The 24,122-nt window shown below is 35.9% G+C and carries 22 protein-coding genes; 19 read left to right on the top strand and 3 right to left on the bottom strand.

The features are described 5' to 3' along the window. The first annotated feature begins 118 nt into the window (after window positions 1-118). A complete protein-coding gene (gene spoIVB, locus ACTXGU_RS03385) occupies window positions 119-1,411 on the top strand; it encodes a SpoIVB peptidase (protein ID WP_443480087.1) in 1,293 nt (430 codons plus the stop codon). 231 nt (window positions 1,412-1,642) lie between these two features. Here spoIVB and ACTXGU_RS03380 read toward each other — a convergent pair whose 3' ends face one another. Continuing rightward, on the bottom strand, window positions 1,643-2,554 hold the full coding sequence (locus ACTXGU_RS03380) for a 1,4-dihydroxy-2-naphthoate polyprenyltransferase (protein WP_443480086.1): 912 nt from the start codon (window positions 2,552-2,554) through the stop codon (window positions 1,643-1,645). Between the two features lie 653 nt (window positions 2,555-3,207). Here ACTXGU_RS03380 and spo0A point away from each other — a divergent pair. Further along, the gene (spo0A, locus tag ACTXGU_RS03375; protein WP_443480085.1) at window positions 3,208-3,999 is read left to right on the top strand and encodes a sporulation transcription factor Spo0A; all 792 of its coding nucleotides are present in this window, start codon (window positions 3,208-3,210) and stop codon (window positions 3,997-3,999) included. Between the two features lie 847 nt (window positions 4,000-4,846). Continuing rightward, the gene (locus tag ACTXGU_RS03370) at window positions 4,847-5,047 is read left to right on the top strand and encodes a cold-shock protein (protein ID WP_443480084.1); all 201 of its coding nucleotides are present in this window, start codon (window positions 4,847-4,849) and stop codon (window positions 5,045-5,047) included. A 158-nt stretch (window positions 5,048-5,205) separates the two neighbouring features. Here the strand turns inward: ACTXGU_RS03370 and ACTXGU_RS03365 are convergent, their stop codons facing one another. After that, window positions 5,206-5,346 (bottom strand): YycC family protein, encoded by a 141-nt coding sequence (locus ACTXGU_RS03365; protein ID WP_443480083.1) that lies wholly within the window; start codon window positions 5,344-5,346, stop codon window positions 5,206-5,208. Window positions 5,347-5,386: 40 nt separating this feature from the next. Between ACTXGU_RS03365 and ACTXGU_RS03360 the strand changes: the two genes are divergently transcribed. The 11 genes from ACTXGU_RS03360 to ACTXGU_RS03310 all read left to right on the top strand — a co-directional run bounded on the left by ACTXGU_RS03360 (window position 5,387) and on the right by ACTXGU_RS03310 (window position 17,226). Further along, on the top strand, window positions 5,387-6,121 hold the full coding sequence (locus ACTXGU_RS03360; protein WP_443480082.1) for a glycerophosphodiester phosphodiesterase: 735 nt from the start codon (window positions 5,387-5,389) through the stop codon (window positions 6,119-6,121). 244 nt (window positions 6,122-6,365) lie between these two features. Continuing rightward, on the top strand, window positions 6,366-8,021 hold the full coding sequence (locus ACTXGU_RS03355) for a sigma 54-interacting transcriptional regulator (RefSeq protein ID WP_443480081.1): 1,656 nt from the start codon (window positions 6,366-6,368) through the stop codon (window positions 8,019-8,021). A gap of 15 nt (window positions 8,022-8,036) precedes the next feature. Continuing rightward, complete coding sequence (gene buk / locus ACTXGU_RS03350; RefSeq protein WP_443480080.1) at window positions 8,037-9,122, top strand: butyrate kinase; 1,086 nt, start codon at window positions 8,037-8,039, stop codon at window positions 9,120-9,122. An 18-nt stretch (window positions 9,123-9,140) separates the two neighbouring features. After that, window positions 9,141-10,562: a dihydrolipoyl dehydrogenase gene (gene lpdA / locus ACTXGU_RS03345; RefSeq protein ID WP_443480079.1), complete on the top strand. Its 1,422-nt coding sequence runs from the start codon at window positions 9,141-9,143 to the stop codon at window positions 10,560-10,562. A 40-nt stretch (window positions 10,563-10,602) separates the two neighbouring features. Further along, a complete protein-coding gene (locus tag ACTXGU_RS03340) occupies window positions 10,603-11,604 on the top strand; it encodes a thiamine pyrophosphate-dependent dehydrogenase E1 component subunit alpha (protein WP_443480168.1) in 1,002 nt (333 codons plus the stop codon). Beyond that, window positions 11,605-12,588 (top strand): alpha-ketoacid dehydrogenase subunit beta, encoded by a 984-nt coding sequence (locus ACTXGU_RS03335; RefSeq protein ID WP_443480078.1) that lies wholly within the window; start codon window positions 11,605-11,607, stop codon window positions 12,586-12,588. Between the two features lie 80 nt (window positions 12,589-12,668). Then, entirely contained in the window at window positions 12,669-13,928 is a 1,260-nt protein-coding gene (locus tag ACTXGU_RS03330) for a dihydrolipoamide acetyltransferase family protein (protein WP_443480077.1), read from the top strand. Window positions 13,929-14,069: 141 nt separating this feature from the next. Then, a complete protein-coding gene (locus tag ACTXGU_RS03325) occupies window positions 14,070-14,504 on the top strand; it encodes a BrxA/BrxB family bacilliredoxin (RefSeq protein WP_443480167.1) in 435 nt (144 codons plus the stop codon). A gap of 326 nt (window positions 14,505-14,830) precedes the next feature. After that, window positions 14,831-15,598: a transporter substrate-binding domain-containing protein gene (locus ACTXGU_RS03320; protein WP_443480076.1), complete on the top strand. Its 768-nt coding sequence runs from the start codon at window positions 14,831-14,833 to the stop codon at window positions 15,596-15,598. 253 nt (window positions 15,599-15,851) lie between these two features. After that, window positions 15,852-16,511, top strand: a complete 660-nt coding sequence (locus ACTXGU_RS03315) for an amino acid ABC transporter permease (RefSeq protein ID WP_443480075.1) — start codon at window positions 15,852-15,854, stop codon at window positions 16,509-16,511. Then, the gene (locus ACTXGU_RS03310; protein ID WP_443480074.1) at window positions 16,504-17,226 is read left to right on the top strand and encodes an amino acid ABC transporter ATP-binding protein; all 723 of its coding nucleotides are present in this window, start codon (window positions 16,504-16,506) and stop codon (window positions 17,224-17,226) included. Before ACTXGU_RS03315 ends, ACTXGU_RS03310 begins: the two co-directional genes overlap by 8 nt. 151 nt (window positions 17,227-17,377) lie before the next feature. Here ACTXGU_RS03310 and prli42 read toward each other — a convergent pair whose 3' ends face one another. Continuing rightward, window positions 17,378-17,476 carry a stressosome-associated protein Prli42 gene (prli42, locus tag ACTXGU_RS03305; RefSeq protein ID WP_443480073.1) on the bottom strand — a complete coding sequence of 33 codons (99 nt, stop codon included), beginning with the start codon at window positions 17,474-17,476 and terminating at the stop codon, window positions 17,378-17,380. 194 nt (window positions 17,477-17,670) lie between these two features. Between prli42 and ACTXGU_RS03300 the strand changes: the two genes are divergently transcribed. The 5 genes from ACTXGU_RS03300 (at window position 17,671) to ACTXGU_RS03280 (ending at window position 23,527) form a co-directional block, all read left to right on the top strand. Continuing rightward, a complete protein-coding gene (locus ACTXGU_RS03300; protein WP_443480072.1) occupies window positions 17,671-18,795 on the top strand; it encodes a M20/M25/M40 family metallo-hydrolase in 1,125 nt (374 codons plus the stop codon). A gap of 606 nt (window positions 18,796-19,401) precedes the next feature. Continuing rightward, window positions 19,402-19,872, top strand: coding sequence for a chemotaxis protein CheW (locus tag ACTXGU_RS03295; RefSeq protein WP_443480071.1), 471 nt, complete (start codon window positions 19,402-19,404; stop codon window positions 19,870-19,872). A gap of 32 nt (window positions 19,873-19,904) precedes the next feature. Further along, entirely contained in the window at window positions 19,905-21,161 is a 1,257-nt protein-coding gene (locus tag ACTXGU_RS03290; protein ID WP_443480070.1) for a DNA polymerase IV, read from the top strand. A gap of 156 nt (window positions 21,162-21,317) precedes the next feature. Continuing rightward, entirely contained in the window at window positions 21,318-22,727 is a 1,410-nt protein-coding gene (gene gndA, locus ACTXGU_RS03285) for an NADP-dependent phosphogluconate dehydrogenase (protein ID WP_443480069.1), read from the top strand. Between the two features lie 275 nt (window positions 22,728-23,002). Continuing rightward, on the top strand, window positions 23,003-23,527 hold the full coding sequence (locus tag ACTXGU_RS03280; protein WP_443480068.1) for a YfiT family bacillithiol transferase: 525 nt from the start codon (window positions 23,003-23,005) through the stop codon (window positions 23,525-23,527). The last annotated feature ends 595 nt before the right edge of the window (window positions 23,528-24,122 follow it).

Raw genomic sequence — 24,122 nt, 5'->3', positions numbered from 1 at the left:
ACTATCCAAAGTGGGTAGGTTTTTTATAGTTTTTCAAGTAATAATTGATCTTCATGAAGGCAAAGTTATATATGTAGCCAATAATCATGGTGAACAAGAAGCGAGGAGAGTGAGTGGTTTGAAAAAAGACTTCCTTAGAAAAATAATTGGTGGAATTCTCCTTGTTTCATTAATTTCTTTATGTTTTAGTAATTCCTTTCGAGCATATCTTCATATACCAAAAAGCATCACTCTTTTTGAAGGGCAGAATGCAGAAATCTCTATGTCTGCAATTCCTGCTACAGCGCAGTTAACAGATGACAATTCTGTTATAGCTTTAAGTCAGGATGAACATATCTTTTCTTTACATGGTGAAGAAAATGGCAAAAATGAAATGGTATTAGAGCTTGCAGGCATTCCGATAAAAAAAGTGGATGTGAATGTATTAAAAGATTTTAAAGTAATCCCTGGTGGACAGTCCATCGGTGTAAAACTAAATACAGTTGGCGTATTAGTTGTAGGTCATCATCAAGTGAATACAGAAGAAGGCAAAGAATCCCCAGGAGATAAAGCAGGGATTAAAGTAGGCGATTTGATTACTGAAATCAATGGAAAAGAAATCGAAAAAATGTCAGATGTTGCTCCATTTGTACAAAGTGCAGGAAATTCAGGAGATGCATTAAATTTAACGATTATTAGAGATAATAAACAAATAAAAACAAAACTTTTACCTTTAAAAGAAAAAGGTGAAAATTCCTATAAATTAGGATTATATATTCGGGATTCAGCTGCAGGTATTGGAACTATGACGTTTTATCATCCAGAAACAAAAAAATATGGAGCTTTAGGACATGTTATTTCCGATATGGATACGAAAAAACCAATTGTAGTAGATGACGGAGAGATTGTACGTTCTACTGTAACAAGCATTGAAAAAGGAAGCAGTGGAAACCCAGGTGAAAAATTAGCCCGTTTTTCCTCAGATAAAGAAGTGATTGGGAATATTACGACAAATAGTCCTTTCGGGATTTTTGGCGAACTAAATAAAGAAATGTCTAATGGCATAATGGATACTCCAATGCCGATTACTTTAGCAGATCAGGTGAAAGAAGGTCCAGCACAAATATTAACTGTAGTGGATAATGATCAAGTAAAGTTATTTGATATTGAAGTAGTTAGTTCTATTCCGCAGAAATTCCCTGCAACAAAAGGATTAGTTATTAAAGTAACTGATAAAGAATTATTGAAAAAAACTGGCGGAATCGTGCAAGGAATGAGTGGAAGTCCGATCATTCAAGACGGCAAAGTAATTGGAGCTGTTACACATGTATTTGTTAATGATCCAACGAGTGGATATGGCGTTCATATTGAATGGATGTTAAATGAAGCAGGCATTAATATTTACGAAAATGGAAAGCAGAAAGCCTCTTAAATCATGGCTGTGTTAAACTTGCCTGTTGATTGCAGCGAGAGGCATTGGCAGTCCGGGAGCCTCCTCGGCGCTGTGCGCTTGTGGGCTCTCCCTTTGACTCGCTTTTCCCGCAGGAGTCTCACGCTTTCCGCTCCAATCAACAAAGTATCAAAATCAACAATTAGCTTTAACACAATAAAAAAGGTAAAAAATGCTGAATACCAGCACTTTTTACCTTTTTTAATACCGTTTTTATAAAGTCAAGTATTGGAGTATCAACCCGATGGATAGAAAAAAACCAAATAATGTGTTCGTTAATGCAGTGGATTTCATTGCAACAGGTGTTTGACTGCGGTCTCCTTTAAAACCGATAATAGCTTGAATTGGCTTTTTAATGCTGCATAACACAATCAGTACCCAAGGACTAAAGAGACCAAATAAAATTAGGGCAATAATCCAAATATAGGATAAGGCAAAAAGGACAGCTAATAAAGTGACTGCTTTGTCATAACCAATCAAAATGGCAATTGTTTTGCGTCCACCTAAAATATCTTCATCGATATCTCGAATGTTATTAGCTAAGTTTATGGAACCAACTAAAAACGCAATCGGTACAGAAATAAGCATACTTTGTATATTAATCATATTTGTTTGAATATAAAATGATACTAAAACAAATATAGATCCCATACAAACACCTGAAAATAATTCACCAAAAGGGGTATAGGCAATTGGCAGCGGCCCTCCTGTATATAAATAACCGATAGCCATTCCGAAAAGTCCAACGAGGGCAATCCACCAGCTGCTGCTTATACATATATAAATGCCAAGCAATAAGGAGACACCATATAACATCAGTGCATATTGTAATACGGTTCTGGGCTTCATCCCATGGCGAACAATCGCTCCACCAATACCTACTGAATCAACTGTATCTAAACCCCTGATAAAATCATAATATTCATTAAACAAGTTTGTGGCGATTTGAATAAACAAACAAGCAAATAACATAGCTAGAAATATGCTTATATTAATCGGTTCATATTGCATAGCTAATACGGTTCCAATTAAAACAGGAATAAAGGAAGCGGTTAAAGTATGGGGCCTTGTCAGCTGCCACAGCACTTTACGTCTAGGCTGAAGTTCTCTTGTAACATTTTCCATAAAAAAATCCTTTCTATATAAGTAAAAAATAATTATTTAAAACAAAAATAGTGATTAAAGTCCAACTCTTATAATAACGTAAGAATCTATTTTTCAACAAGAAATTATTCATCATTTCGCCATAATTTTTTTATGACAATATATTTTATAAGTTATTGTTGTATTTTATTCGCATATTGTATAGAAATAAAGTATAAAAATATACTCGTAAAGATTATTCGACAAAAACGATTATGAAGAAAGATGAAATGATCGAATGAGGTCGAAAACAATAGAAAATAAGGGAAAAATAATGATTTTCTAAATTTTTCAAGAAATTTTAATAAACGCAAAGGAATTTTAGTTACTTTGTCGAAATTGTCAATTAGAATAAAGAAAAGCACAGACGCCTTAATCAGCCCCGAGGAAAAATGTTCTCTTGCCTCAAAAAGTGTTTTTAACTCTTAGAGGCAAGAGGTTATCTTTCAAAGGGGCTAGGCGCCGGCCGGCTAAATACCCACAGAGGAAAATCGACTAAGTACGCCACGTCCTGTGGCAACGCCGGCACTTGTACGTCCTGTACGTCGTAGCTAAACACTCATCTAAATTGAAAAATTTTATACTATCTTACCTTTTAAAAAAAAGTGACGATGGACTGAGGGAGGAAATTATAATTGAAAAAAATAAAAGTATGTGTTGTTGATGATAATAGAGAATTAGTTGGATTATTAGAAGAATATATAGATTCTCAAGACGACATGGAAGTTGTAGGAGTTGCGCACAATGGCCAGGAATGCTTAGAGTTGATTGAACAGATTGAACCAGATGTGATGGTTTTGGATATTATTATGCCTCATCTTGACGGGTTAGCAGTATTGGAAAGAATGAGAGAGATGAAATTAGCCAGTATTCCGAATGTTATTATGTTAACAGCATTTGGCCAAGAAGACGTAACGAAAAAAGCGGTTGAGCTTGGTGCATCCTATTTTATTCTAAAACCATTTGATATGGATTATTTAGCAAGTCATATCCGTCAAGTAAGCGGAAAATCAAACGGATTTATAAGAAAAAGTCAACCATCTTACAGACCGCAGCAGCAAGAATCAAAACCGCGAAATCTTGATGCAAGCATTACAAGCATTATTCATGAAATAGGAGTGCCTGCTCATATTAAAGGTTATTTATATTTAAGAGAAGCTATTTCCATGGTATATAATGATATTGAATTATTAGGATCGATCACGAAAGTATTGTATCCGGATATCGCTAAAAAATACAATACAACAGCAAGCCGTGTCGAACGTGCCATCCGCCATGCCATTGAAGTTGCTTGGAGTCGCGGCAATATCGACAGCATCTCTTCTTTGTTTGGCTATACAGTATCTATGTCAAAAGCAAAACCTACAAATAGTGAATTCATTGCAATGGTTGCAGATAAATTAAGGCTGGAACATAAGGCTAGTTGAGAGGGTTAGTGGCGCAATGTCATCAAGTTAAGTTTCAAAAAACAGGAAAATAAGTAGCTAATTAGGAAGTAAGGGTTTCCGTTCTGTTCTCCGAGGCTTACCGCTCGCTTTCCACGGGGCGAGCGCCGAGCCTCCTCGTCGCTATGCTCCTGTGGGGTCTCGTCTTTCTCGCTAATCCCGTAGGAGTCGAGCGGATGCCTCTCCAAACAAATGGGGTATTTCTTTGACATAAAGGATATCCAATAAATAGGATATTAAAAAAGGCAATAGGATGCCCGGGCTTTTAAAGACGTATTTACCTATAAAACGATGGGTATACCTTTATAACGGTAATTTTTAAGCTTGTGATTCTGCGCGGACAACCTCTCACTAGAGAGATGTGAACATTCCAATGGAAGGATTGCTGCGTAGGGGATCACAGGTAGCCCTGGTAACTCCAGCCCTATGGTGAGCTCCTCTAGAGACCGAAAGACATAGGTGTCGTGCTAGATCCTTGCCAGCGAAGGGTCGGATAGATCTTTTCAATGTTTCTAAAAGGAGTTATCCTTTACCTCGAGAAATTTACGATAAATAATACTTTGGTATGATTTGTTATGGTTTAGAGGGAGCTGGTATAAAATCCCCACCTGATTTCCTGATGTTTCAAATTGATGAAATGAGTTCGATTCACTAGTTCTATAAAAATGTTTTACAAAACAATGACTGTTAAAATTTGCTTTCCATACTTTAAACTGTTATGATTAGATTGTATTATTTTTGTTCCATTATAAGAGAAGGTTTCTTTTCTACATAAGAACAAGGATAGTGTTATTATATTGTGTGTGAAACACATAGGAGGAAAATAAACATGGCTACAGGTAAAGTTAAATGGTTTAATGCAGAAAAAGGTTTCGGATTTATCGAATCTTCTGAAGGAAACGATGTATTTGTACATTTCAGCGCTATTCAAACTGATGGATTTAAAACATTAGAAGAAGGTCAAGAAGTATCTTTTGATATAGAAGAAGGTCAACGTGGCCCTCAAGCTGCTAACGTTGTTAAAGCTTAATTTACTGATCTGAACAAAAAAACAGACGCTATCCATTGGTTAGTGTCTGTTTTTTTTTGTCTTTGCTCTTTTAAATGATAATAATGTTTAAGGGAGTGGATTCCCTGACCTTTTGAAAATCAACAATGGAATTTAACAGATCCTTTGTTTTAAATGATTTATTTATTTTCATCCTTTTGCAGCAGCATAAGTTTTTGAACAAGTATATGCTGAGGCATGTGCATAATCTGTTCTAAAGGTACGTTTAGTTTTTCTGCAAGTTTTAATGCTGTTTCTGGTGATAATTGTAATGGTTTCATAAACATTTCCCCCGATAATAAAATGTTAGGATGTGTCTTCATGTCACTTATTTTTGCTCATCGTGGATATTCAGCTCAATTTCCTGAAAATACAATGATTGCATTTCAGCAAGCAAAAGAAGCTAATGCTGATGGAATTGAATTAGATATTCAAATGACAAAAGATGGTGAGTTAGTAATAATTCATGATGAAAAAGTGGATCGAACAACAAGTGGATCCGGTTATGTGAAAGAGCTTTCTTTTAAAGAAATTCGAACACTAGATGCTGCTTATAAATATAAAGGAAAGCTACACAAAGTGCAAATTCCTGCATTAGAGGAATTTTTGGAATGGATAAAGCCTACAGCGCTAACTTGCAACATTGAATTTAAGAATAATCTTTTTGTTTATGCGGGAATGGAAGACAAAGCAATTGAACTAGTTAGACGGTATGGACTTAGTGAACGAGTAATTTTTTCATCTTTTAATCATTACAGTATTGTTAATAGCTATCGACTAGCACCTGAAATCGAAACAGCACCATTATTTTCCGACGGTATATATCAACCTTGGATTTATGCAGAGGCAATTAAAGCAACAGGCATCCACCCGAATCATCGTTTATTAAACAGTCAAATAATAAAAGCCTCGGAGAATTATGGCATAAAAGTTAGAGCATATACCGTAAATAATGAAAAAAGATTGCAATATCTTTTAGAAAGCGGCATCTCTGCTGTGATAACAGACGATCCTGTACTTGCAAAGAATGTCATGAGTAGACTAAAAAATACGTAAAACCTTCTTATCAAAAGAAGGTTTTTTTTGTAAAGATAAAAAAGTATAAAAATTCGAACCTATGTTTAGTGCCTAGTTTCGGGGTTGAGCAAGGCACCTGCACTTTTCTTGATAAGACTGAATATTTTGCAATTGAGAAAAAATTTGCATGTAAGCTTGAAAGTGATTATAGTATAACTATGAAATAAATTGCACGGTGGATAATGAATTAGAAAATCTATGCAAAAAGAGAGGCTTTTGCACGATGCAATATTCTTTACAAATAGATTGTATTTTTAATGAAATAAAGCAAGGTATTATTCTGGTGAATAAAAACGGTACAATCATTCTTTTAAATGAGGAAGCGGCAAAACTAATTGGATCAACAAAAAGCAACGCGCTCGGAAAACATATATTAGAGGTTGTAGCAAACAGTGGTTTACCACGTGTTTTACAAACAGGAAAAAAGGAAATAGGAAAAGGATTTGTTTTAGCATCTAACTGTAAAGTACGCATATCAAGAATTCCTTTATTTAATAAACAGAAACAAACGATAGGTGCGATTGCTTACTTTACAAATGTTTGGAACGATAAAGAAGATTGGTATGATCAAGAAAATTTGCAAGCTATAGTAGAAATGCTTATTCAAAATACAGAAGCGGCCATATCAATAACAGATGAAAAAGCAAACAGTATGATGAAAAATACTGCATACAGCCAATTAACCGAAAATACAAATGCAGATGGCGATGATAAGCAGTCAGAAATATACAGCAAGCTTTCAGAATCGATGCATCAAAAAGTTCTACAAACACGAAGAAGCCAACAAATTGTAAAAAAAAATCATCAACAGTCCATAAAAATGGATGACTTCCCTGTTATCATCGATGGGAAATTAAAAGGAAGCATGCAAATTATTCAAGATCAATCACATCTATTGCAATTACAAAATGAACTGAAAATGGTTCGAAGTTTTATTCGTGCCTTAGAAGAAAAATACATATTTGATGATATCATTAGCGATGCTCTAACCATGCAACTCCCACTTCAACAAGGAAAAATCGCATGTGATACAGATTGCCCAGTTCTTATTAGAGGAGCTGCTGGGACGGGGAAAAAAATGTTTGCAAGCGTAATACATCATGCAAGTAACCGAAAATACAATAGATTTGTTGTCATTCCTTGCATCAACACTTCTGAAAAAGAACTAGAATCCATATTATTCGGAACAATTAATGGAAATGATAGGGAAGAAACGAATACTATTTTACAAAAAGAATGGAATGGAACCGTATATTTAGATGAAATTAGTTTCCTTCCAATAAAATTGCAGCAAAAATTACTGCAATTTTTACAAAGCAATGACAGAATAAGAATTATAGCTGGATCTTCTGAAAATATGGAAAAATCAATGATAAAAGGCGATTTTTTAGAGCAATTATATTATGAGTTGAACAGAATAAGCATTCACTTGCCTTTATTGAATAACCGAAAAGAAGATATTCCACTGTTAACAAAAAACTTTGTTCAGCAGTTGAATCATGAATATGGCCGTTCCATCTCGGTAGAACTAGAAGTATTTCAAGCGCTTGAGCAATATCATTTTACTAGCAATGTGAAAGAGCTAAAGGCAATTCTTCAGCTTTCGATGGCAAAGATGGATAAAACCGAAACTGTGTTAACGAAAAACAATTTATGTTTTGCTCCTCAACAACCTACAAAAGACAAAGATCTTTTATTTATCGAAGAGGAAGAAAGTGTAGAAGACAAGCCGCTGTCGATTTTAGTGGAAAACTACGAAAAAGTGATTATTGAAAAAGCGTTAAGAAAAAATGATGGCAATAAAACGTTAACGGCAAAGTCATTAGGGCTGTCTGTACGTAATTTATATTACAAGTTAGAAAAATATGGACTTGGTTAAAAGGGAGGAAGTGGGGTGACGCAAAATAAATTCCGAATCTTAGTGATTAATCCGAAAACGTCTTCCACCAATATAGCATTGTATCAAAATGAAATTCCTTTATTAACAGGTACTGTTTATCATTCTAATAGTCATGGGCAGTCGTATTCACCTGTTGCTGCACAATACAAAGATCGAACAGAAATGATTTTAAACTATTTGGTTGAAAAAGAAATAAATCTTTCGAAGCTGGATGCAGTTTGTGGCAGAGGCGGTTTGTTATGTGCAATGGAAGGTGGAACCTATCACATAAATGAAAAAATGCTTGAAGATTTAAAAACAGGTTATGGAGGAGATCATCCTTCTAACTTAGGTGGGATTATTGCGTATGAGATTGCTTCTGGCTTAAATATTCCTTCCTATATTGTAGATCCTGTCGTAGTCGATGAGTTAGAAGACGTTGCTAGAATATCAGGATATCCGGGTATTGAAAGAAGAAGTGTTTTTCATGCGCTTAATCATAAAGCATGCGGCAGACGAGCTGCATCAGAACTTGGCCAACATTATGAGGAAGTGAATCTGATAGTTGCTCATTTAGGGGAAGGGATTACAGTGGGTGCCCATCGAAATGGCAAAGTCATCGATGTGAATAATGGTTTAAATGGAGAAGGACCTTTCACATTAGAACGAACTGGCACCATTCCTCCAGGTGATTTAATCGATTTATGTTATTCAGGGAATTTTACTTATTCAGAAATGAAACAAGAGCTTCTTTATAATGGAGGAGTAAAAGGTTATTTATATACAAATGATTTAACAGCAGCAGAAAAGGCAGTTGAGGAAGGTGATCAAAATGCTTCTTTCATCCTAACTGCGTTGGCGTATCAAATCGCAAAAGAGATTGGCAGTATTAGCACCGTACTAGACGGAAAAGTAGATGCGATTGTTTTGACAGGAAGGCTTGCAAATAGTGAAGTGTTAGTGAAAAAAATAATAAATAAAATAATGTGGATTGCAGATTGTTTTGTATATCCTGGAGAAAACGAATTGCAGTCGTTAGCGGAAGGCTGTTTACGAGTGTTAAGAAAAGTAGAAGATGCCAAAAAGTATCATCATAAATAAGAGAAGGGTGTGGGAAAAATGGCAAATGAATACGATGTAGTAATTTTAGGTGGTGGAACAGGTGGATATGTTGCTGCAATTCGAGCATCACAATTAGGGTTGAAAACAGCGATTGTTGAAAAAGGAAAGCTTGGTGGAACTTGTTTGCATCACGGCTGCATTCCTAGTAAGGCGTTGCTTCGCAGTGCAGAAGTATACCGTACGGCAAAAAACAGTGCAGATTTTGGGGTATTGACGTCAGATGTAAGCATCAATTTTACGAAAATACAAGAGCGTAAAAATGCCATCATTCAGCAATTGTTTCAAGGTGTTCAATATTTAATGAAAAAAGGAAAAATCGATGTTTACGAAGGAACAGGAAGAATATTAGGGCCGTCTATTTTTTCTCCTATTCCTGGAACGATATCTGTTGAAATGAACAATGGAGAAGAAAATGAATTGCTTGTTCCAAAAAATGTGATTATCGCAACTGGTTCAAGACCAAAAACACTAAATGGTCTTAAGGTGGATGGTGAATATGTAATCAGTTCCGAAGAAGCACTGCAAATGGAAACATTGCCTAAATCGGTTATTATTGTCGGCGGTGGTGTGATTGGAGTCGAGTGGGCGTCCATGCTTTCCGACTTTGGTGTACAGGTTACGCTTTTAGAATACAGTAGTCATCTGATTCCTACAGAAGATAAAGAGATTTCAAAGGAACTTCAGAAACTATTAGAGAAAAAAGGCGTAAAAGTTGTAACAGGTGCAAAAGTTTTGCCAGATACATTATCAATAAACGGTTCCGTCTCCATTCATGCAGAATATCAACAAGAGCAGCAGACTTTTTATGGAGAAAAGCTATTGGTATCAGTTGGACGTATAGCCAATACTGAAGGCATTGGTTTAGAAAATACAGAGGTTGTCATAGAGAAAGATGTCATTCAAACAAATAAATTTTATCAAACAAAAGAAAGCCATATTTATGCAGTAGGAGATGTTATTGGTGGTCTGCAGCTTGCCCATGTTGCTTCTCATGAGGCGATAAAAGCAATCGAGCATATTGCTGGGCTGAATCCTGAGAAAATAGATGATAAAAAAGTGCCGAAATGTATTTATACAAGCCCAGAAATTGCAAGCATTGGTTTAACTGAAGAAGAAGCAAAAGAAAAAGGCTATAACATCAAAAAAGGAAAATTTTCATTTAAAGCGATAGGTAAAGCGTTAGTTTACGGTGAGCATGAAGGATTTGTCAAAATCATTTCAGATAGTAAAACAGATGATCTGCTTGGGGTACATATTATTGGCCCACATGCAACGGATATGATTGGAGAAGCAGCTTTGGCAAGTGTGTTGGATGCAACTGCTTGGGAAATCGGCTCCACTATCCATGCCCATCCAACCTTAACAGAAGCAATTGGAGAAGCGGCACTTGCAGTCGATGGTAATGCCATTCATGGGTGAAAAATTAAGTATGGAAAAAATAGGAGGTACTAAAATGGTTATGGTCACAAATCGCCATAAAGAAATAGGATTAACGGATGAGCAAGTTTTAGCAATGTATGAAAAAATGCTGCTTGCACGCAGAATAGATGAAAGAATGTGGTTATTGAACCGCTCAGGAAAAATTCCATTTGTAGTATCTTGCCAAGGTCAAGAAGCTGCACAAGTTGGGGCGGCGTTTGCTTTTGATAACAGCAAAGATTATATCCTCCCTTATTATCGTGATTTAGGTGTTGTTTTATCATTTGGGATGACGGCTAAAGATATTATGTTATCTGGATTTGCCAAAGCGGAAGACCCGAATTCAGGTGGAAGGCAAATGCCTGGTCATTTTGGACAAAAAAGCAATCGAATCGTAACAGGATCTTCTCCTGTAACGACACAAGTTCCTCATGCAGTCGGCATTGCGCTTGCAGGAAAAATAGAAAAAAAAGATTTTGTTACTTTTGTAAGTTTTGGGGAAGGTTCATCCAACCAAGGCGATTTTCATGAAGGGGCAAATTTTGCTGGCGTACATAAACTCCCAGTAATCTTTGTCTGTGAAAACAATAAATATGCCATTTCTGTACCAATCGAAAAGCAGCTAGCATGTGAAAAAGTTTCTGATCGTGCAATAGGTTATGGCATGCCAGGTTTCACGGTGGACGGAAATGATCCGATTGAAGTATACCGAGTAACAAAAGAAGCGGTCGATAGGGCAAGAAGAGGAGAAGGGCCTACACTAATTGAAACGGTTTCTTACCGGTTAACGCCTCATTCTTCGGATGATGATGATAGAAGCTATCGAGGCAGAGAAGAAGTAGCAGCTGCAAAAGCGAATGATCCGGTTATTACATTTAAAGAATATTTATTAAATACTAACGTGTTGACAGAAGAAATGGACAAAGAACTAAATGATAAGCTTATGCAAATAATTAATGAAGCAACCGAGTATGCAGAAAAGGCACCGTATGCACAGCCGGAAGATACACTTAAATATGTTTATGGAGAAGGTGAAAGGTAAATGGCAGTAATTTCGTATATTGATGCTGTTACAATGGCAATTCATGAAGAAATGGAAAGAGATGAAAAAGTATTTGTTTTAGGGGAAGATGTTGGCGTAAAAGGCGGCGTGTTTAAAGCGACTGCGGGGTTATATGAAAAATTTGGGGAAGAAAGAGTAATAGATGCACCACTTGCAGAATCTGCGATTGCTGGTGTTGGAATAGGCGCGGCAATGTATGGCCTTAAACCAATCGCTGAAATGCAGTTTGCTGATTTTATTATGCCCGCTGTTAACCAAATCGTATCAGAAGCAGCAAAAATCCGCTATCGAAGCAATAATGATTGGACATGTCCAATCGTTATTCGAGCACCATATGGCGGTGGGGTTCATGGCGCATTGTATCATTCACAATCGGTAGAAGCGATGTTTGCGAATACACCTGGTTTAAAAATCGTGATGCCATCGACACCTTATGATGTAAAAGGTTTATTAAAGGCGGCAGTTCGTGATCCTGATCCTGTCCTGTTTTTTGAACATAAACGTGCCTATCGTTTAATAAAAGGGGAAGTGCCAGAAGAAGACTACGTTTTGCCAATCGGCAAAGCAGATGTTAAACGTAATGGAGAAGATATTACGGTTATTACATATGGTTTATGTGTTCATTTTGCCCTTCAAGCAGCAGAAAAATTAGCAGATGATGGTATTTCTGTTCATGTGTTAGATTTAAGAACTGTTTATCCTCTTGATCAAGAAGCAATAATCGAAGCTGCTTCTAAAACGGGGAAAGTATTATTAATTACAGAAGACAATAAAGAAGGAAGTATTATAAGTGAAGTCTCTGCAATCATTGCTGAACATTGTTTATTTGATTTAGATGCACCGATTATGCGACTTGCTGGAGATGAGGTTCCAGCTATGCCATATGCTCCAACAATGGAAAAATATTTTTTAGTCAATCCGGAAAAAGTCGAACATGCCATGAGAAAGTTAGCTGAATTTTAAATAGGAAAGAAAGTGGAAAGCATACGACTCTAAACGGGTGCTTACACTTTTCTTACAAAACTAACATGGAGGGTAATAGGATGTCGATTGAAAAAATAACAATGCCTCAATTGGGGGAAAGTGTTACAGAAGGTACGATTAGCAAATGGCTCGTCTCAAGCGGAGATCAAGTAAATAAGTATGATCCTTTAGCTGAGGTTATAACAGATAAAGTGACTGCTGAAATTCCATCCTCTTTTACGGGCGTTATTACAGAGTTAATTGCTAAAGAAGAGGAAACACTACAAGTCGGAGAAGTGATTTGTACAATGGAAGTAGCAGAAGAAGAAACGAAAGTAGAAGAAGTTCTGGAAGAAAAAGTAGCGGCAAAAGAAGAAAAATCAGAACAGAAGTTAGATAATAAACTTCGGTATTCTCCGGCTGTTTTACGATTATCACAGCAAGAAGGTATTGATTTAACGACTGTAAATGGCACTGGTGCAGGAGGACGAATTACTCGTAAAGATGTATTAAAGGCAATAGAGACTAAAACACTAGAACCTGCCAATGATAGCACGCCAAAAGCACCTCAACATGAAACAAAGGTAGAATCATTACCACCAGCTCCACAAGAAGCTGTGATTCAACAGCCGCTAAACACAGGAGATACAGAAATCCCTGTAACAGGCTTGCGCAAAGCGATCGCTGCAAATATGCTGAAAAGTAAACATGATATTCCGCATGCTTGGACGATGATAGAGGTGGATGTTACTAGCCTCGTAAATTACCGGAATCAAATAAAAGATTCGTTTAAAGCATCAGAAGGATTTAATTTAACATTTTTTGCTTTTTTCGTAAAAGCAGTTGCACGAAGTTTAAAAGAATTTCCAGAATTGAATTCTACTTGGGCAGGAGATAAAATTATCCGCAAAAAAGATGTGAATATTTCTATCGCAGTTGCAACAGAAGATGCTTTATTTGTACCTGTCATTAAAAATGCAGATGAAAAATCAATAAAAGGCATTGCGAAAGAAATTGTAGAACTTGCTAATAAAGCACGGACAGGCAATCTTTCATTAGATGAAATGCAAGGTGGTACATTTACGGTCAATAATACAGGCTCTTTCGGCTCTATCCAATCAATGGGAATCATTAATCATCCTCAAGCTGCAATTCTACAAGTAGAATCGATTGTGAAAAGACCAGTGATAAAAAATGGTATGATTGCGATAAGTGATATGGTAAATTTATGTTTATCGTTGGATCATCGCGTCTTAGACGGATTAGTTTGTGGGAGATTTTTACAAAGAGTAAAAGAATTATTAGAAAATACCGATGAAAAAAGCACTCCAATTTATTAATGATAAAAGAGGTCTCATTTAAAAACAGATTTATTGAAACTTTTCCGATTATTGATAATAATGAATGTACAGATAAAATTTTTGCAAATCAGAACAAGTGTTTTTCGATAATTATGCAGACAAAGGAGCTAACCAATGAATATGAATATGAATTTCAATTTTTTTATGAATGATGTTGTCCGCCGAGCCCGTGAAGAGATAGTGGAAGCAGGATATAAGGAATTAACCACAACTGAAGCCGTTGATGAAACACTTGCTCAAAAAGGAACTACCCTTGTGATGATTAATTCTGTATGCGGATGTGCTGGAGGAATTGCTCGTCCTGCTGCAAAATATTCTCTGCAATATAATAAAAAACCAGATCAATTAGTTACTGTCTTTGCAGGACAAGATAAAGAAGCAACAGAAAAAGCTAGATCTTATTTTACTGGCTACGCACCTTCATCCCCATCATTTGCTTTATTAAAAGATGGGAAAATACTTACAATGATTGAAAGACATGAAATCGAAGGTCATGAACCAATTCAAGTAGTGGAAAAGCTGCAGCAGGCATTTGAAACTTATTGTGAAGAATAAATAATAATTATCTTAAAAAAGCTTTTTTAATGTAGGGCAATGAAGATCGAAATCTTTGTTGTCCTTTTTATTACGCTGGAAAATGGGTTTTACTATTCAGAAATAATCTAATCCATCCAAGTAGTCAGAAAAATCAAATAATTATATTTTTTCAAAATAATAATTCATTGTATGGATTTGTATAAATTCTATTGAATAATTATTCGGATATGATAAAATGCATAGTGTTGTATGAATATAATCGTCATTTTAGTATATTTTTTTTTGAAAAAAAAGGCATATTAAGAAAGATTACAGCGTGTAAGAAATTATAGGAGGAATATAATATGAAAAAATTAATAGCAATGATGCTGTTAGCGATAGTAGTACTTGCAGCATGTGGGACAAGCAATGGAGATAAAACAGCAAAATCTGATGAGAAAGTATTAGTAATGGGAACATCAGCAGATTATAAACCGTTTGAATATATTGATTCAGCAAAAAGCGAGGACATTATCGGATTTGACATCGATTTAGCAAATGCTCTTGGCGAAAAATTAGGTTATACCATAAAAATAAAAGATATGGATTTTAGTGGTTTAATTCCTGCAATCCAAGCAAAACAAGTAGATTTAGTGCTTGCTGGTATGTCTGCAACAGAAGAAAGAAAAAAGAATGTAGACTTCAGTGATGTTTATTATTCAGCAAAAGATTTAATTATTACAAAAAAAGACAGTAGCATTAAAAGTGTAGAAGATTTAAAAGGGAAAACAGTTGGTGTTCAATTATCATCTATTCAAGAAGATGCAGCTAAAGAAATTGCTAAAACAGTAAAAATAAACGTGGAAAACAGAGATCGCATCCCTCAATTAATTCAAGAAATTAAAGCTGGAAGATTTGATGCAGCAATCGTTGAAGATGTGGTAGCACAAGGATATTTGAAAAAAGATGACAGCTTAACATCTTTTGCAGCTACTGAGCCGACTGATGCTGCAGGTTCTGCTATTGCATTTCCAAAAAACAGTGAGCTGACTGAAAAGTTTAATGCAGAGCTTAAAAAAATGAAAGAAAACGGCGAGTTAGACAAACTAATTGTTAAATGGTTTGGCAATTAAAAATAGTAGTAAATAAGAAACGTTTAAGGAAAACCTCCTTTAACGTTTTCTTGCTTTATAGTGCGTGAAGAAAGTATAAATTTCTGAAGTAATACGAGAGTCTAGCTTCAGCGCTTAGACCTTGTGAAAAATAACCCTTCGCCTCTAAAAGTAAAAAGCACTTTTTGAGTCAAATGAACATTTTTCTTCAGGGCTGAACAAGGCGCTTCCGCTTTTCTGATAGTATTTCTAATTTTGAAAGGGTTGTTAAAGAATGGAGTTGAATTTTCACCAGTTTATCCCATCTATTCCTTATTTATTACAAGGAATTATTGTAACATTAAAAATTGTTTTTGTTGCAGGGGTATTAGGGTTTGTGTTAGGGATTATCCTATCCGTATTCAAAATCAGCAAATTTCCTGTCCTCAGCTGGATCGCTGATGCATATACATCTATATTTAGAGGTACTCCATTAGTACTTCAGTTAATGTTAATTTATTATGGAACGCCACAGGTTACAGGTATTGAAATCGAGCCTTCGGTTGCTGCGATTTTATCTTTTGGTCTTAATTCAGCTGCTTATATTTCAGAAATTATTCGAGCTGGAATTCTTGCCGTCGATAAAGGGCAAAATGAAGCTGCATTAGCTCTTGGTGTTTCAAATAAACAAGCAATGTTTGATTTGATTTTGCCTCAAGCGTTAAAAAATATTTTTCCTGCACTTATAAATGAAGCGGTAACGTTAACAAAGGAATCTGCGATTGTAACGGTAATTGGTGTAACAGATGTTATGAGACGCGCTTATATTATGGGTGGAGAAAAGTTCTCTTATTTTGAACCGTTGTTATTGGCAGGACTAGTTTATTATATTTTAGTTATGTTGTTGACGATGTTGGCAAAGGTTCTAGAAAGGAGAATGAGACGCAGTGATTAAAGTGGTAGATTTGCATAAGTCATTTGGTTCGTTGCAAGTTTTAAAAGGAATTACAACGGAAATAACGAAAGGGGAAGTTGTTACAATTATTGGTCCTTCAGGTTCTGGTAAATCGACATTTCTTCGGTGTTTGAATTTATTGGAAGTTCCTACTTCAGGCAAAGTGTTTATTGAAGAAGTAGAAATAACCGATAAAAAAACGAATATTAAAAAAATAAGAGAAAATGTCGGCATGGTATTTCAACATTTTCATCTATTTCCACATAAAACAGTCCTTCAGAATATCACATATGCTCCGGTAAAAGTAAAAGGACTAAGCAAACAAGAAGCAGAGAAAATCGGCTTAGAGTTACTGCAAAAAGTTGGACTAGCAAATAAAGCAAATGAGTATCCAAACAGATTATCCGGTGGTCAAAAACAAAGGGTTGCGATTGCAAGAGCATTAGCGATGAATCCAGATGTCATTTTGTTTGATGAACCGACATCTGCACTTGATCCTGAAATGGTCAAAGAAGTGTTGGAAGTAATGAAATCATTAGCAAATACAGGCATTACGATGCTGATCGTAACACATGAGATGGGCTTTGCTAGAGAAGCGGCAGACAGAGTGTTATTTTTGGATCAAGGAGCGGTAGTAGAAGATGCGCCACCTGCTCAATTTTTTACGAATCCTACAAGTGAAAGAGCAAAAGAATTTTTGGAAAAAATGTTATAATAAAGAGAAGAGAGTTATTCGGTTGAGTTATAGAAACTTTGCTGGATTGCTCTTTTTTATATTAAGAAGAACAAAAAGATACATTAACTATAGAACTCAATAGAAAAAAACAACGGAAAAGTATATGATTTTCCGTTGTTTTACTATTATTTTAAGAAAATAATAATTCTAAACCCATTAAAAAGGTCGAAACTAGCATAATAAAAATCATTAAGTAAACAACTAATTTTCTAAAATTACGGTTACGCATTTTATCCTCCATCATTAACTTCTTAACTATTACTTTCATTTTACTAAGAAATAGGCATTGTCACAACTAAAATAGTAGATTGAATTATTTTTTTCAAAAATGCGAATGATTGTGAAAAGGTGAATGGTTTCATTTGCTGTTAAATCTTGCTACCGTTATACTAAAATAGAGAGTCTAACTTGGAGGAATGATAAATGATTAATCAAGAACGTTTGTTAAACGAATTTTTAGAACTAGTGAAAATTGATTCTGAAACAAAGTTTGAAAAAGAAATAGCTGCTTTATTAAAAAGCAAATTTTCTGAGTTAGGATTAGAAGTTATTGAAGACGATACAACCTCTGTTACCGGACATGGGGCAGGCAATTTAATTTGTACATTAAAAGGTAATGTGGAGAGTGCTGATCCTATTTATTTTACGTCTCATATGGATACGGTAGTGCCTGGGGTAGGGGTGAAGCCCTCTATTCAAGATGGATATGTTGTAACAGATGGTACGACCATTTTAGGAGCGGATGATAAAGCTGGTTTAGCAGTTATATTGGAAACGATTAAGGTCTTAAAAGAAAATAATATCCCACATGGTACGATTCAATACGTTATTACTGTTGGGGAAGAATCAGGGTTAGTTGGAGCGAAAGCATTAGACCCTTCTCTTTTAACAGCAAAATATGGTTATGCACTCGATAGTGATGGAAAAGTCGGCAATATTATTGTGGCAGCTCCAACACAAGCAAAAGTAAAAGCAACTATATTAGGAAAAACAGCACATGCTGGTGTTGCACCTGAAAAAGGGGTTTCTGCTATTACTATTGCTGCAAAAGCGATTGCTAAAATGCCATTAGGAAGAATAGACAGTGAAACAACAGCAAATATTGGTCGTTTTGAAGGCGGCAAGCAAACAAATATTGTTTGTGATCATGTGGAAATTTTGGCTGAAGCTCGTTCTTTAATAGAAGAAAAAATGCAAAATCAAGTGGCAAAAATGAAAGATGCATTTGAAAGCACAGCAAAAGAAATGGGCGGCGAAGCGATTGTTGAAGTGGAAGTGATGTATCCTGGCTTTAAGTTTGGAGAAGGGGATCATGTAGTGGAAGTGGCCCGCAAAGCTGCTGCAAAAATCGGAAGAAGCTGTGAATTGCAGCAAAGCGGCGGTGGAAGTGATGCCAATGTTATTTGTGGATTAGGCATTCCAACCGTAAACCTTGCAGTAGGTTATGAAGAGATACATACAACAAATGAAAAAATGCCAATTGAAGAATTAAATAAATTAGCAGAAATGGTAATAGCAATTATTGAAGAAGTAGCGGCAGACAATTAAATCTAATCTATTTGAAGGCACTCATTCCAATCATTAGGGAGAGTGCTTTTTTTATCGTAGGCTGTTTTCTCAAAGTTTGTTGTTTTTTACGTAAAGGCTATGTTAAAGCTCATTGTTGGTTTTGGCACTATGTTGATTGGAGTGGAAGGCGTGAGACTCCTGCGGGAAAAGTGAGTCGGAGGGAGACCCCACAGGCGCACAGCGCCGAGGAGGCTCCCGGACCGCCCGCGGAAAGCGAACGCCTGGAGTGGAAATCAACAGGCAAGTTTAACAGAGCCTACGTAAAAAAAATGGGAGAAGAAGTACTCAGCAGACTGAATACACGTAGACTCCTGTGGGAATGCGAGAAAGACGAGACCCCACAGGAGCGTATGCGACGAGGAGGCTCGACGCTCGCCCACGGAAAGCGAAGTGTATTCAGGCTGCGAGTTTAAAAGCAACAATCTATACGAAAACAGCCTAATCGTAAATAGAATATTTTCTAAAGAGATTCCCTTTTTAATAGAGAACTGTAAAAAAAATTAGTATAATATAATTAATTGCTTTAAGGAGCCAAGAGAAAAAATAGGGAATTAGCTGTGGGAAAAATTAGGGGTTGATAGGAAAATGAAAGATACTAATAAAGTGGTTGTTTTTCAAGTAGCAGAAGGAGAATACGCTATTTCTATAGATTATGTCATTTCAATTGAAAAAGAAGAAGGAATTACGGCAGTTCCTGCGCTCCCTTCTCATGTTGTTGGAATTAAAAAAGTGAGAGATGAATTGCTGCCGATAATTGATTTGGAACAAGTATTTTACAATCGAGCTATGACTAAAAATGAACGGAACAGATTGATTGTTCTTAAAACAGACGAGTTAACATTTGCTGTATCAGTATGCGATGCAAAAGAAATACTAGTAGTACCAGAAGAGTCAATGAAACAGACAGCAATATCTGCCTACCAAAAAACAAGCTATTTCACCGAGGTAATTCAATTAGAAAACCGTTTAATGATGGTAATTGATCCTGCTATATTTATTCATTCTTTGGCAGGTTTAAAAGAAATTAAAGATTATATGAAAAATCAACCTGCATAAGCTACTTCATTTATATTAGGATGTGGGCTATTATGAAAGAGTTTTATCCTAAAGCGGGACGAGTTATTTTACATGTAGATATGAACTGTTTTTTCGCTGCTGTTGAAATGGCATTTGACCCTACATTAAAAGGAAAAGCTTTAGCCATTGCTGGCAATGAAATGGAGCGAAAAGGGATTATTATTACTTGTAGTTATGAAGCAAGAAAGTATGGGGTCAAAACGACAATGCCAATATGGGAAGCCAAAAAGCTTTGTCCAAATTTAATTATTAGGAAGCCACATTTTGATCGATATCGAAAAGCATCTCTTGGCATGTTTTCGATTTTACAGGAGTTTACAACAGTAGTCGAACCTGTTTCCATTGATGAAGGGTATCTGGATATTACAAACAGTTATGATTTGGGCAGTCCGATTGCCATAGCCGAAACGATTCAAAAATGTATGGTGGAACGGTTGGATTTGCCGTGCAGCATTGGAATTGCACCGAATAAATTTTTAGCAAAAATGGCTTCGAATTTAAAAAAACCGATGGGTATTTCGATCATAAGAAAAAGAGATGTTCCCACCATTTTATGGCCTTTAGAGGTGGAAGAAATGCATGGAGTTGGAAAAAAGACGGGAGAAAAACTAAGATCCCTCGGTGTTTCCACGATAAAAGATTTGGCTAATGCTGACACTTTGCAGTTAAAAGCTGTTTTAGGGGTAAATGGAGCACGATTAAAAGCGAGAGCGAATGGTGAAGACAATAGAGAAGTAGATCCTAACGCAGCAAATGAGTTTAAAAGCATTGGCAATTCTACAACTTTGCCGAAAGACGTATCCAATCAACAGGAACTTTTTCAAGTTTTACAAGCTTTATCATATAAAGTGGCGACAAGAATGAAGAAAAAGCATGTTCATACTAAAGGGCTAAGTATTACGATTCGTTATGGAAATCGAAAAAATTATTCGAAAAGTATGAAGTTAGACAACCCGATCAAAACAGAACAAGACATCCTAAACAAAAGCAAGGAAATATTCTTGAAGGCATGGAATGGGAATCCCGTTCGTTTGCTTGGAATTACAGCAACGGAGTTAATCGACAATAATATTGTAGTAAAGCAATTGGATTTATTTTCGTTTGAAAAAGAGGTGGAAAAAGAGCCTCTTTGGCTGACAATTGCCGCACTAAAAGAAAAATATGGGACATCCGTAATTGAACACGCAAGCGATATTCAAAATGTAAACACAACGGATCATATTGGTACGCAAACGAGCTTTAACAAAGATTTTTTGCGAAAGAAATAAATTTTTTTAAATTAAACAAGCAGAAGAAAAAATTTTTTATAAAACTAGTAGCAAAAGTGATGCAACTTCAGTTAGAATAGTTGCATATATAACAGAATCTTGCTAAAGTAAAGTGAATTCTACTATATACATAAAGTTAGAAGGGACGTAAGAAAAATGACAAAACAGCAATTTGGCGTTATTGGTTTAGCAGTAATGGGGAAAAACCTTGCAATGAACATTGAAAGCAGAGGCTACACTGTATCTGTTTTTAACCGCTCAAAAGAAAAAACAGAAGAAATGCTTCAAGAAACAGAAGGCAAAAACATCGTTGGAACTTATACATTAGAAGAATTCGTTCAATCTTTAGAAGTTCCACGCAAAATTATGTTAATGGTAAAAGCAGGTCCAGCAACGGATGCAACGATCGAACAATTAAAGCCTTTATTAGATAAAGGGGATATTGTTATTGATGGCGGTAACACTTTCTTTGTTGATACGCAAAGACGAAACAAAGAATTAAGTGAATTAGGCATTCACTTTATCGGTACTGGTGTATCTGGAGGAGAAGAAGGAGCACTTAAAGGACCATCTATTATGCCTGGTGGACAAAAAGAAGCGTACGAGCTTGTTGCGCCAATTTTTAAAGATATTTCTGCAAAAGTAAACGATGAAGCATGTACAACATACATTGGTCCAGATGGAGCTGGACATTATGTAAAAATGGTTCATAACGGTATCGAGTACGGGGATATGCAGTTAATTTGTGAAGCATATTTTATCATGAAAAACGTGCTTGGATTAGATGCACAAGAACTTCATGAAGTATTTGCTGATTGGAATAAAGGAGAGCTTGACAGCTATCTAATCGAAATCACAGCAGATATCTTTACGAAAGTAGACGAAGAAACAGGAAAACCATTAGTAGACTTAATTTTAGATACTGCTGGTCAAAAAGGAACTGGAAAATGGACAAGCCAAAGTGCATTAGACTTAGGTGTACCGCTTCCAATGATTACTGAGTCTGTATTTGCTCGTTTCATTTCTGCTATTAAAGAAGAGCGTGTAGCTGCAAGCAAAGTTTTATCTGGTCCTGCTGTTCAAGCATTTACTGGCGATAAAGCTGCATTTATCGAATCTGTTCGTAAAGCACTTTATTTAAGCAAAATTATTTCTTATGCTCAAGGATTTGCACAAATGAAAGCAGCTTCTGAAGAATATAACTGGGATTTAAATTATGGAGAAATCGCGATGATTTTCCGTGGCGGTTGTATTATCCGTGCACAATTCTTACAAAAAATTAAAGATGCATACGATCGTGATGCAGGCTTAAACAACTTATTATTAGACCCTTACTTCAGTGAAATTGCAGAAAATTATCAAGCTGCATTACGTGAAGTAATTGCAGGCGCTGTTATGAACGGTATTCCTGTACCAAGCTTTGCTGCTGCATTATCTTATTATGACAGCTATCGTACAGAAACACTTCCAGCGAACCTTCTGCAAGCACAACGTGACTACTTTGGTGCACATACGTATAATCGTATTGACAAAGAAGGCGTATTCCATACAAATTGGATGAAATAATTATATAATAAAAGTCATTCTTTAGCTTCAATTTGTATAAACAAGTTTGTTTATACGAAGGGAAGTCTAAGAATGACTTTTTTCATTATAAGAAAGCATAATAAAAGTCGTTCCTTTTTGAAAAAGTTCAACGGAAACACATTTACGTATATATGGATTTAATTTTTCTTATTGGATTAGCTCCGCAGTAATGCTAGATAAAAAACATGAAAAAAAGAAATAAATCGATGCTTTCGAATTTATTAAGTAAAAATAACTGCAAAGAGGGTGAGTAGATGGACCATTTAAGCTTTCCTATCGGGCAATTCGAGCCAATACATAATCCTACTCCAGAACAACGTAACAGATGGATTAAGGATATTTCAGAGATATCAAAAATCCTTCGGCAGACCGTTCAAAACCTAACAAGGGAACAACTACTTACACCATATCGTCCTGGTGGTTGGACTATCCAACAGGTAATTCACCATATGGCTGATAACGATATAAACGCATTTATTCGTTTCAAAAAAGCATTGACTGAACATAACCCTACTTCAAGTACGTATAGAGAAGATTTATGGGCAGAGCTGAGCGACTATCGAAATACACCCGTTGAAACATCATTGGTTCTGCTTGAATCACTTCACAGTCGATTTGTAGTATTACTTTGTTCATTAAGTCCGAATGATTTTAAGAGGACATTTACGAGTCCCACTCACGGCGAAATGAGTCTTGATGTTGCAACTCAAAGATATGTTTGGCATGGCCAACATCATATCGCACAAATTGCTTCACTTAAAGAACGTTCAGGGTGGTAATTAAACATTATTTATTTGTGATTATAGGGATTATTATTCAATAACATAAACCGAATATGATTAAACTTTTTAATAAAATGGATGTTTTTTATTTGCGGTATAATGTGAATGTTTACTAAGTGAAATAATTTTTCATAATGTACTCCTTTTGATTATGTATTATTTAGTTTCCGATTGGAACAAAAACTACAACGCATCACCTTTATATTAAAATAGTATTCTGATAAAAAAGTTTGATTACTTCTTCCAAGCTGTAAATAATCAATAAAAAAGGCTGTTTTCTCAAAGTGTGTTGTTTTTGAATAAAATAATAAACATGGCTGAAGCACTGAGCAGCCTGAATACACGTAGACTCCTGCTTAGAAAAGCGAGAGAGACGAGACCTCATAGGAGCATAGCGTGGCCACTGTAGAAGTGTTTTATTATATAAATTATATGTAAAACCCTTATATTTAGTGGATGAAAATGGTATAAGGAATTTGAAAACGACCATCTTGTTGGTTAGGAGAGGCGTCCGCACGACTCCTGCGGGATTAGCGAGAAAGGCGAGACCCCACAGGAGCAAAGCGACGAGGAGGCTCGGCGCTCGCCCCGC

The organism is Niallia sp. 01092 (genome assembly GCF_052318935.1).
Classification (GTDB): domain Bacteria; phylum Bacillota; class Bacilli; order Bacillales; family Cytobacillaceae; genus Niallia.
Note: the sequence above shows the minus strand (reverse complement) of the source record. Positions and strands in the feature narration are given on the sequence as shown.

Bases quoted from the DNA above. Each gene is read 5' to 3' on its own strand.
- prli42 (WP_443480073.1), bottom strand. From the start codon at position 17,476: ATGCGTAACCGTAATTTTAGAAAATTAGTTGTTTACTTAATGATTTTT.
- gndA (WP_443480069.1), top strand. From the start codon at position 21,318: ATGACAAAACAGCAATTTGGCGTTATTGGTTTAGCAGTAATGGGGAAA.
- ACTXGU_RS03325 (WP_443480167.1), top strand. From the start codon at position 14,070: ATGAATATGAATTTCAATTTTTTTATGAATGATGTTGTCCGCCGAGCC.
- ACTXGU_RS03380 (WP_443480086.1), bottom strand. From the start codon at position 2,554: ATGGAAAATGTTACAAGAGAACTTCAGCCTAGACGTAAAGTGCTGTGG.
- ACTXGU_RS03300 (WP_443480072.1), top strand. From the start codon at position 17,671: ATGATTAATCAAGAACGTTTGTTAAACGAATTTTTAGAACTAGTGAAA.
- ACTXGU_RS03365 (WP_443480083.1), bottom strand. From the start codon at position 5,346: ATGAAACCATTACAATTATCACCAGAAACAGCATTAAAACTTGCAGAA.
- ACTXGU_RS03370 (WP_443480084.1), top strand. From the start codon at position 4,847: ATGGCTACAGGTAAAGTTAAATGGTTTAATGCAGAAAAAGGTTTCGGA.
- ACTXGU_RS03355 (WP_443480081.1), top strand. From the start codon at position 6,366: ATGCAATATTCTTTACAAATAGATTGTATTTTTAATGAAATAAAGCAA.
- ACTXGU_RS03290 (WP_443480070.1), top strand. From the start codon at position 19,905: ATGAAAGAGTTTTATCCTAAAGCGGGACGAGTTATTTTACATGTAGAT.
- ACTXGU_RS03335 (WP_443480078.1), top strand. From the start codon at position 11,605: ATGGCAGTAATTTCGTATATTGATGCTGTTACAATGGCAATTCATGAA.
- ACTXGU_RS03295 (WP_443480071.1), top strand. From the start codon at position 19,402: ATGAAAGATACTAATAAAGTGGTTGTTTTTCAAGTAGCAGAAGGAGAA.
- ACTXGU_RS03330 (WP_443480077.1), top strand. From the start codon at position 12,669: ATGTCGATTGAAAAAATAACAATGCCTCAATTGGGGGAAAGTGTTACA.
- ACTXGU_RS03315 (WP_443480075.1), top strand. From the start codon at position 15,852: ATGGAGTTGAATTTTCACCAGTTTATCCCATCTATTCCTTATTTATTA.
- lpdA (WP_443480079.1), top strand. From the start codon at position 9,141: ATGGCAAATGAATACGATGTAGTAATTTTAGGTGGTGGAACAGGTGGA.
- ACTXGU_RS03340 (WP_443480168.1), top strand. From the start codon at position 10,603: ATGGTCACAAATCGCCATAAAGAAATAGGATTAACGGATGAGCAAGTT.
- ACTXGU_RS03320 (WP_443480076.1), top strand. From the start codon at position 14,831: ATGAAAAAATTAATAGCAATGATGCTGTTAGCGATAGTAGTACTTGCA.
- ACTXGU_RS03360 (WP_443480082.1), top strand. From the start codon at position 5,387: ATGTCACTTATTTTTGCTCATCGTGGATATTCAGCTCAATTTCCTGAA.
- ACTXGU_RS03280 (WP_443480068.1), top strand. From the start codon at position 23,003: ATGGACCATTTAAGCTTTCCTATCGGGCAATTCGAGCCAATACATAAT.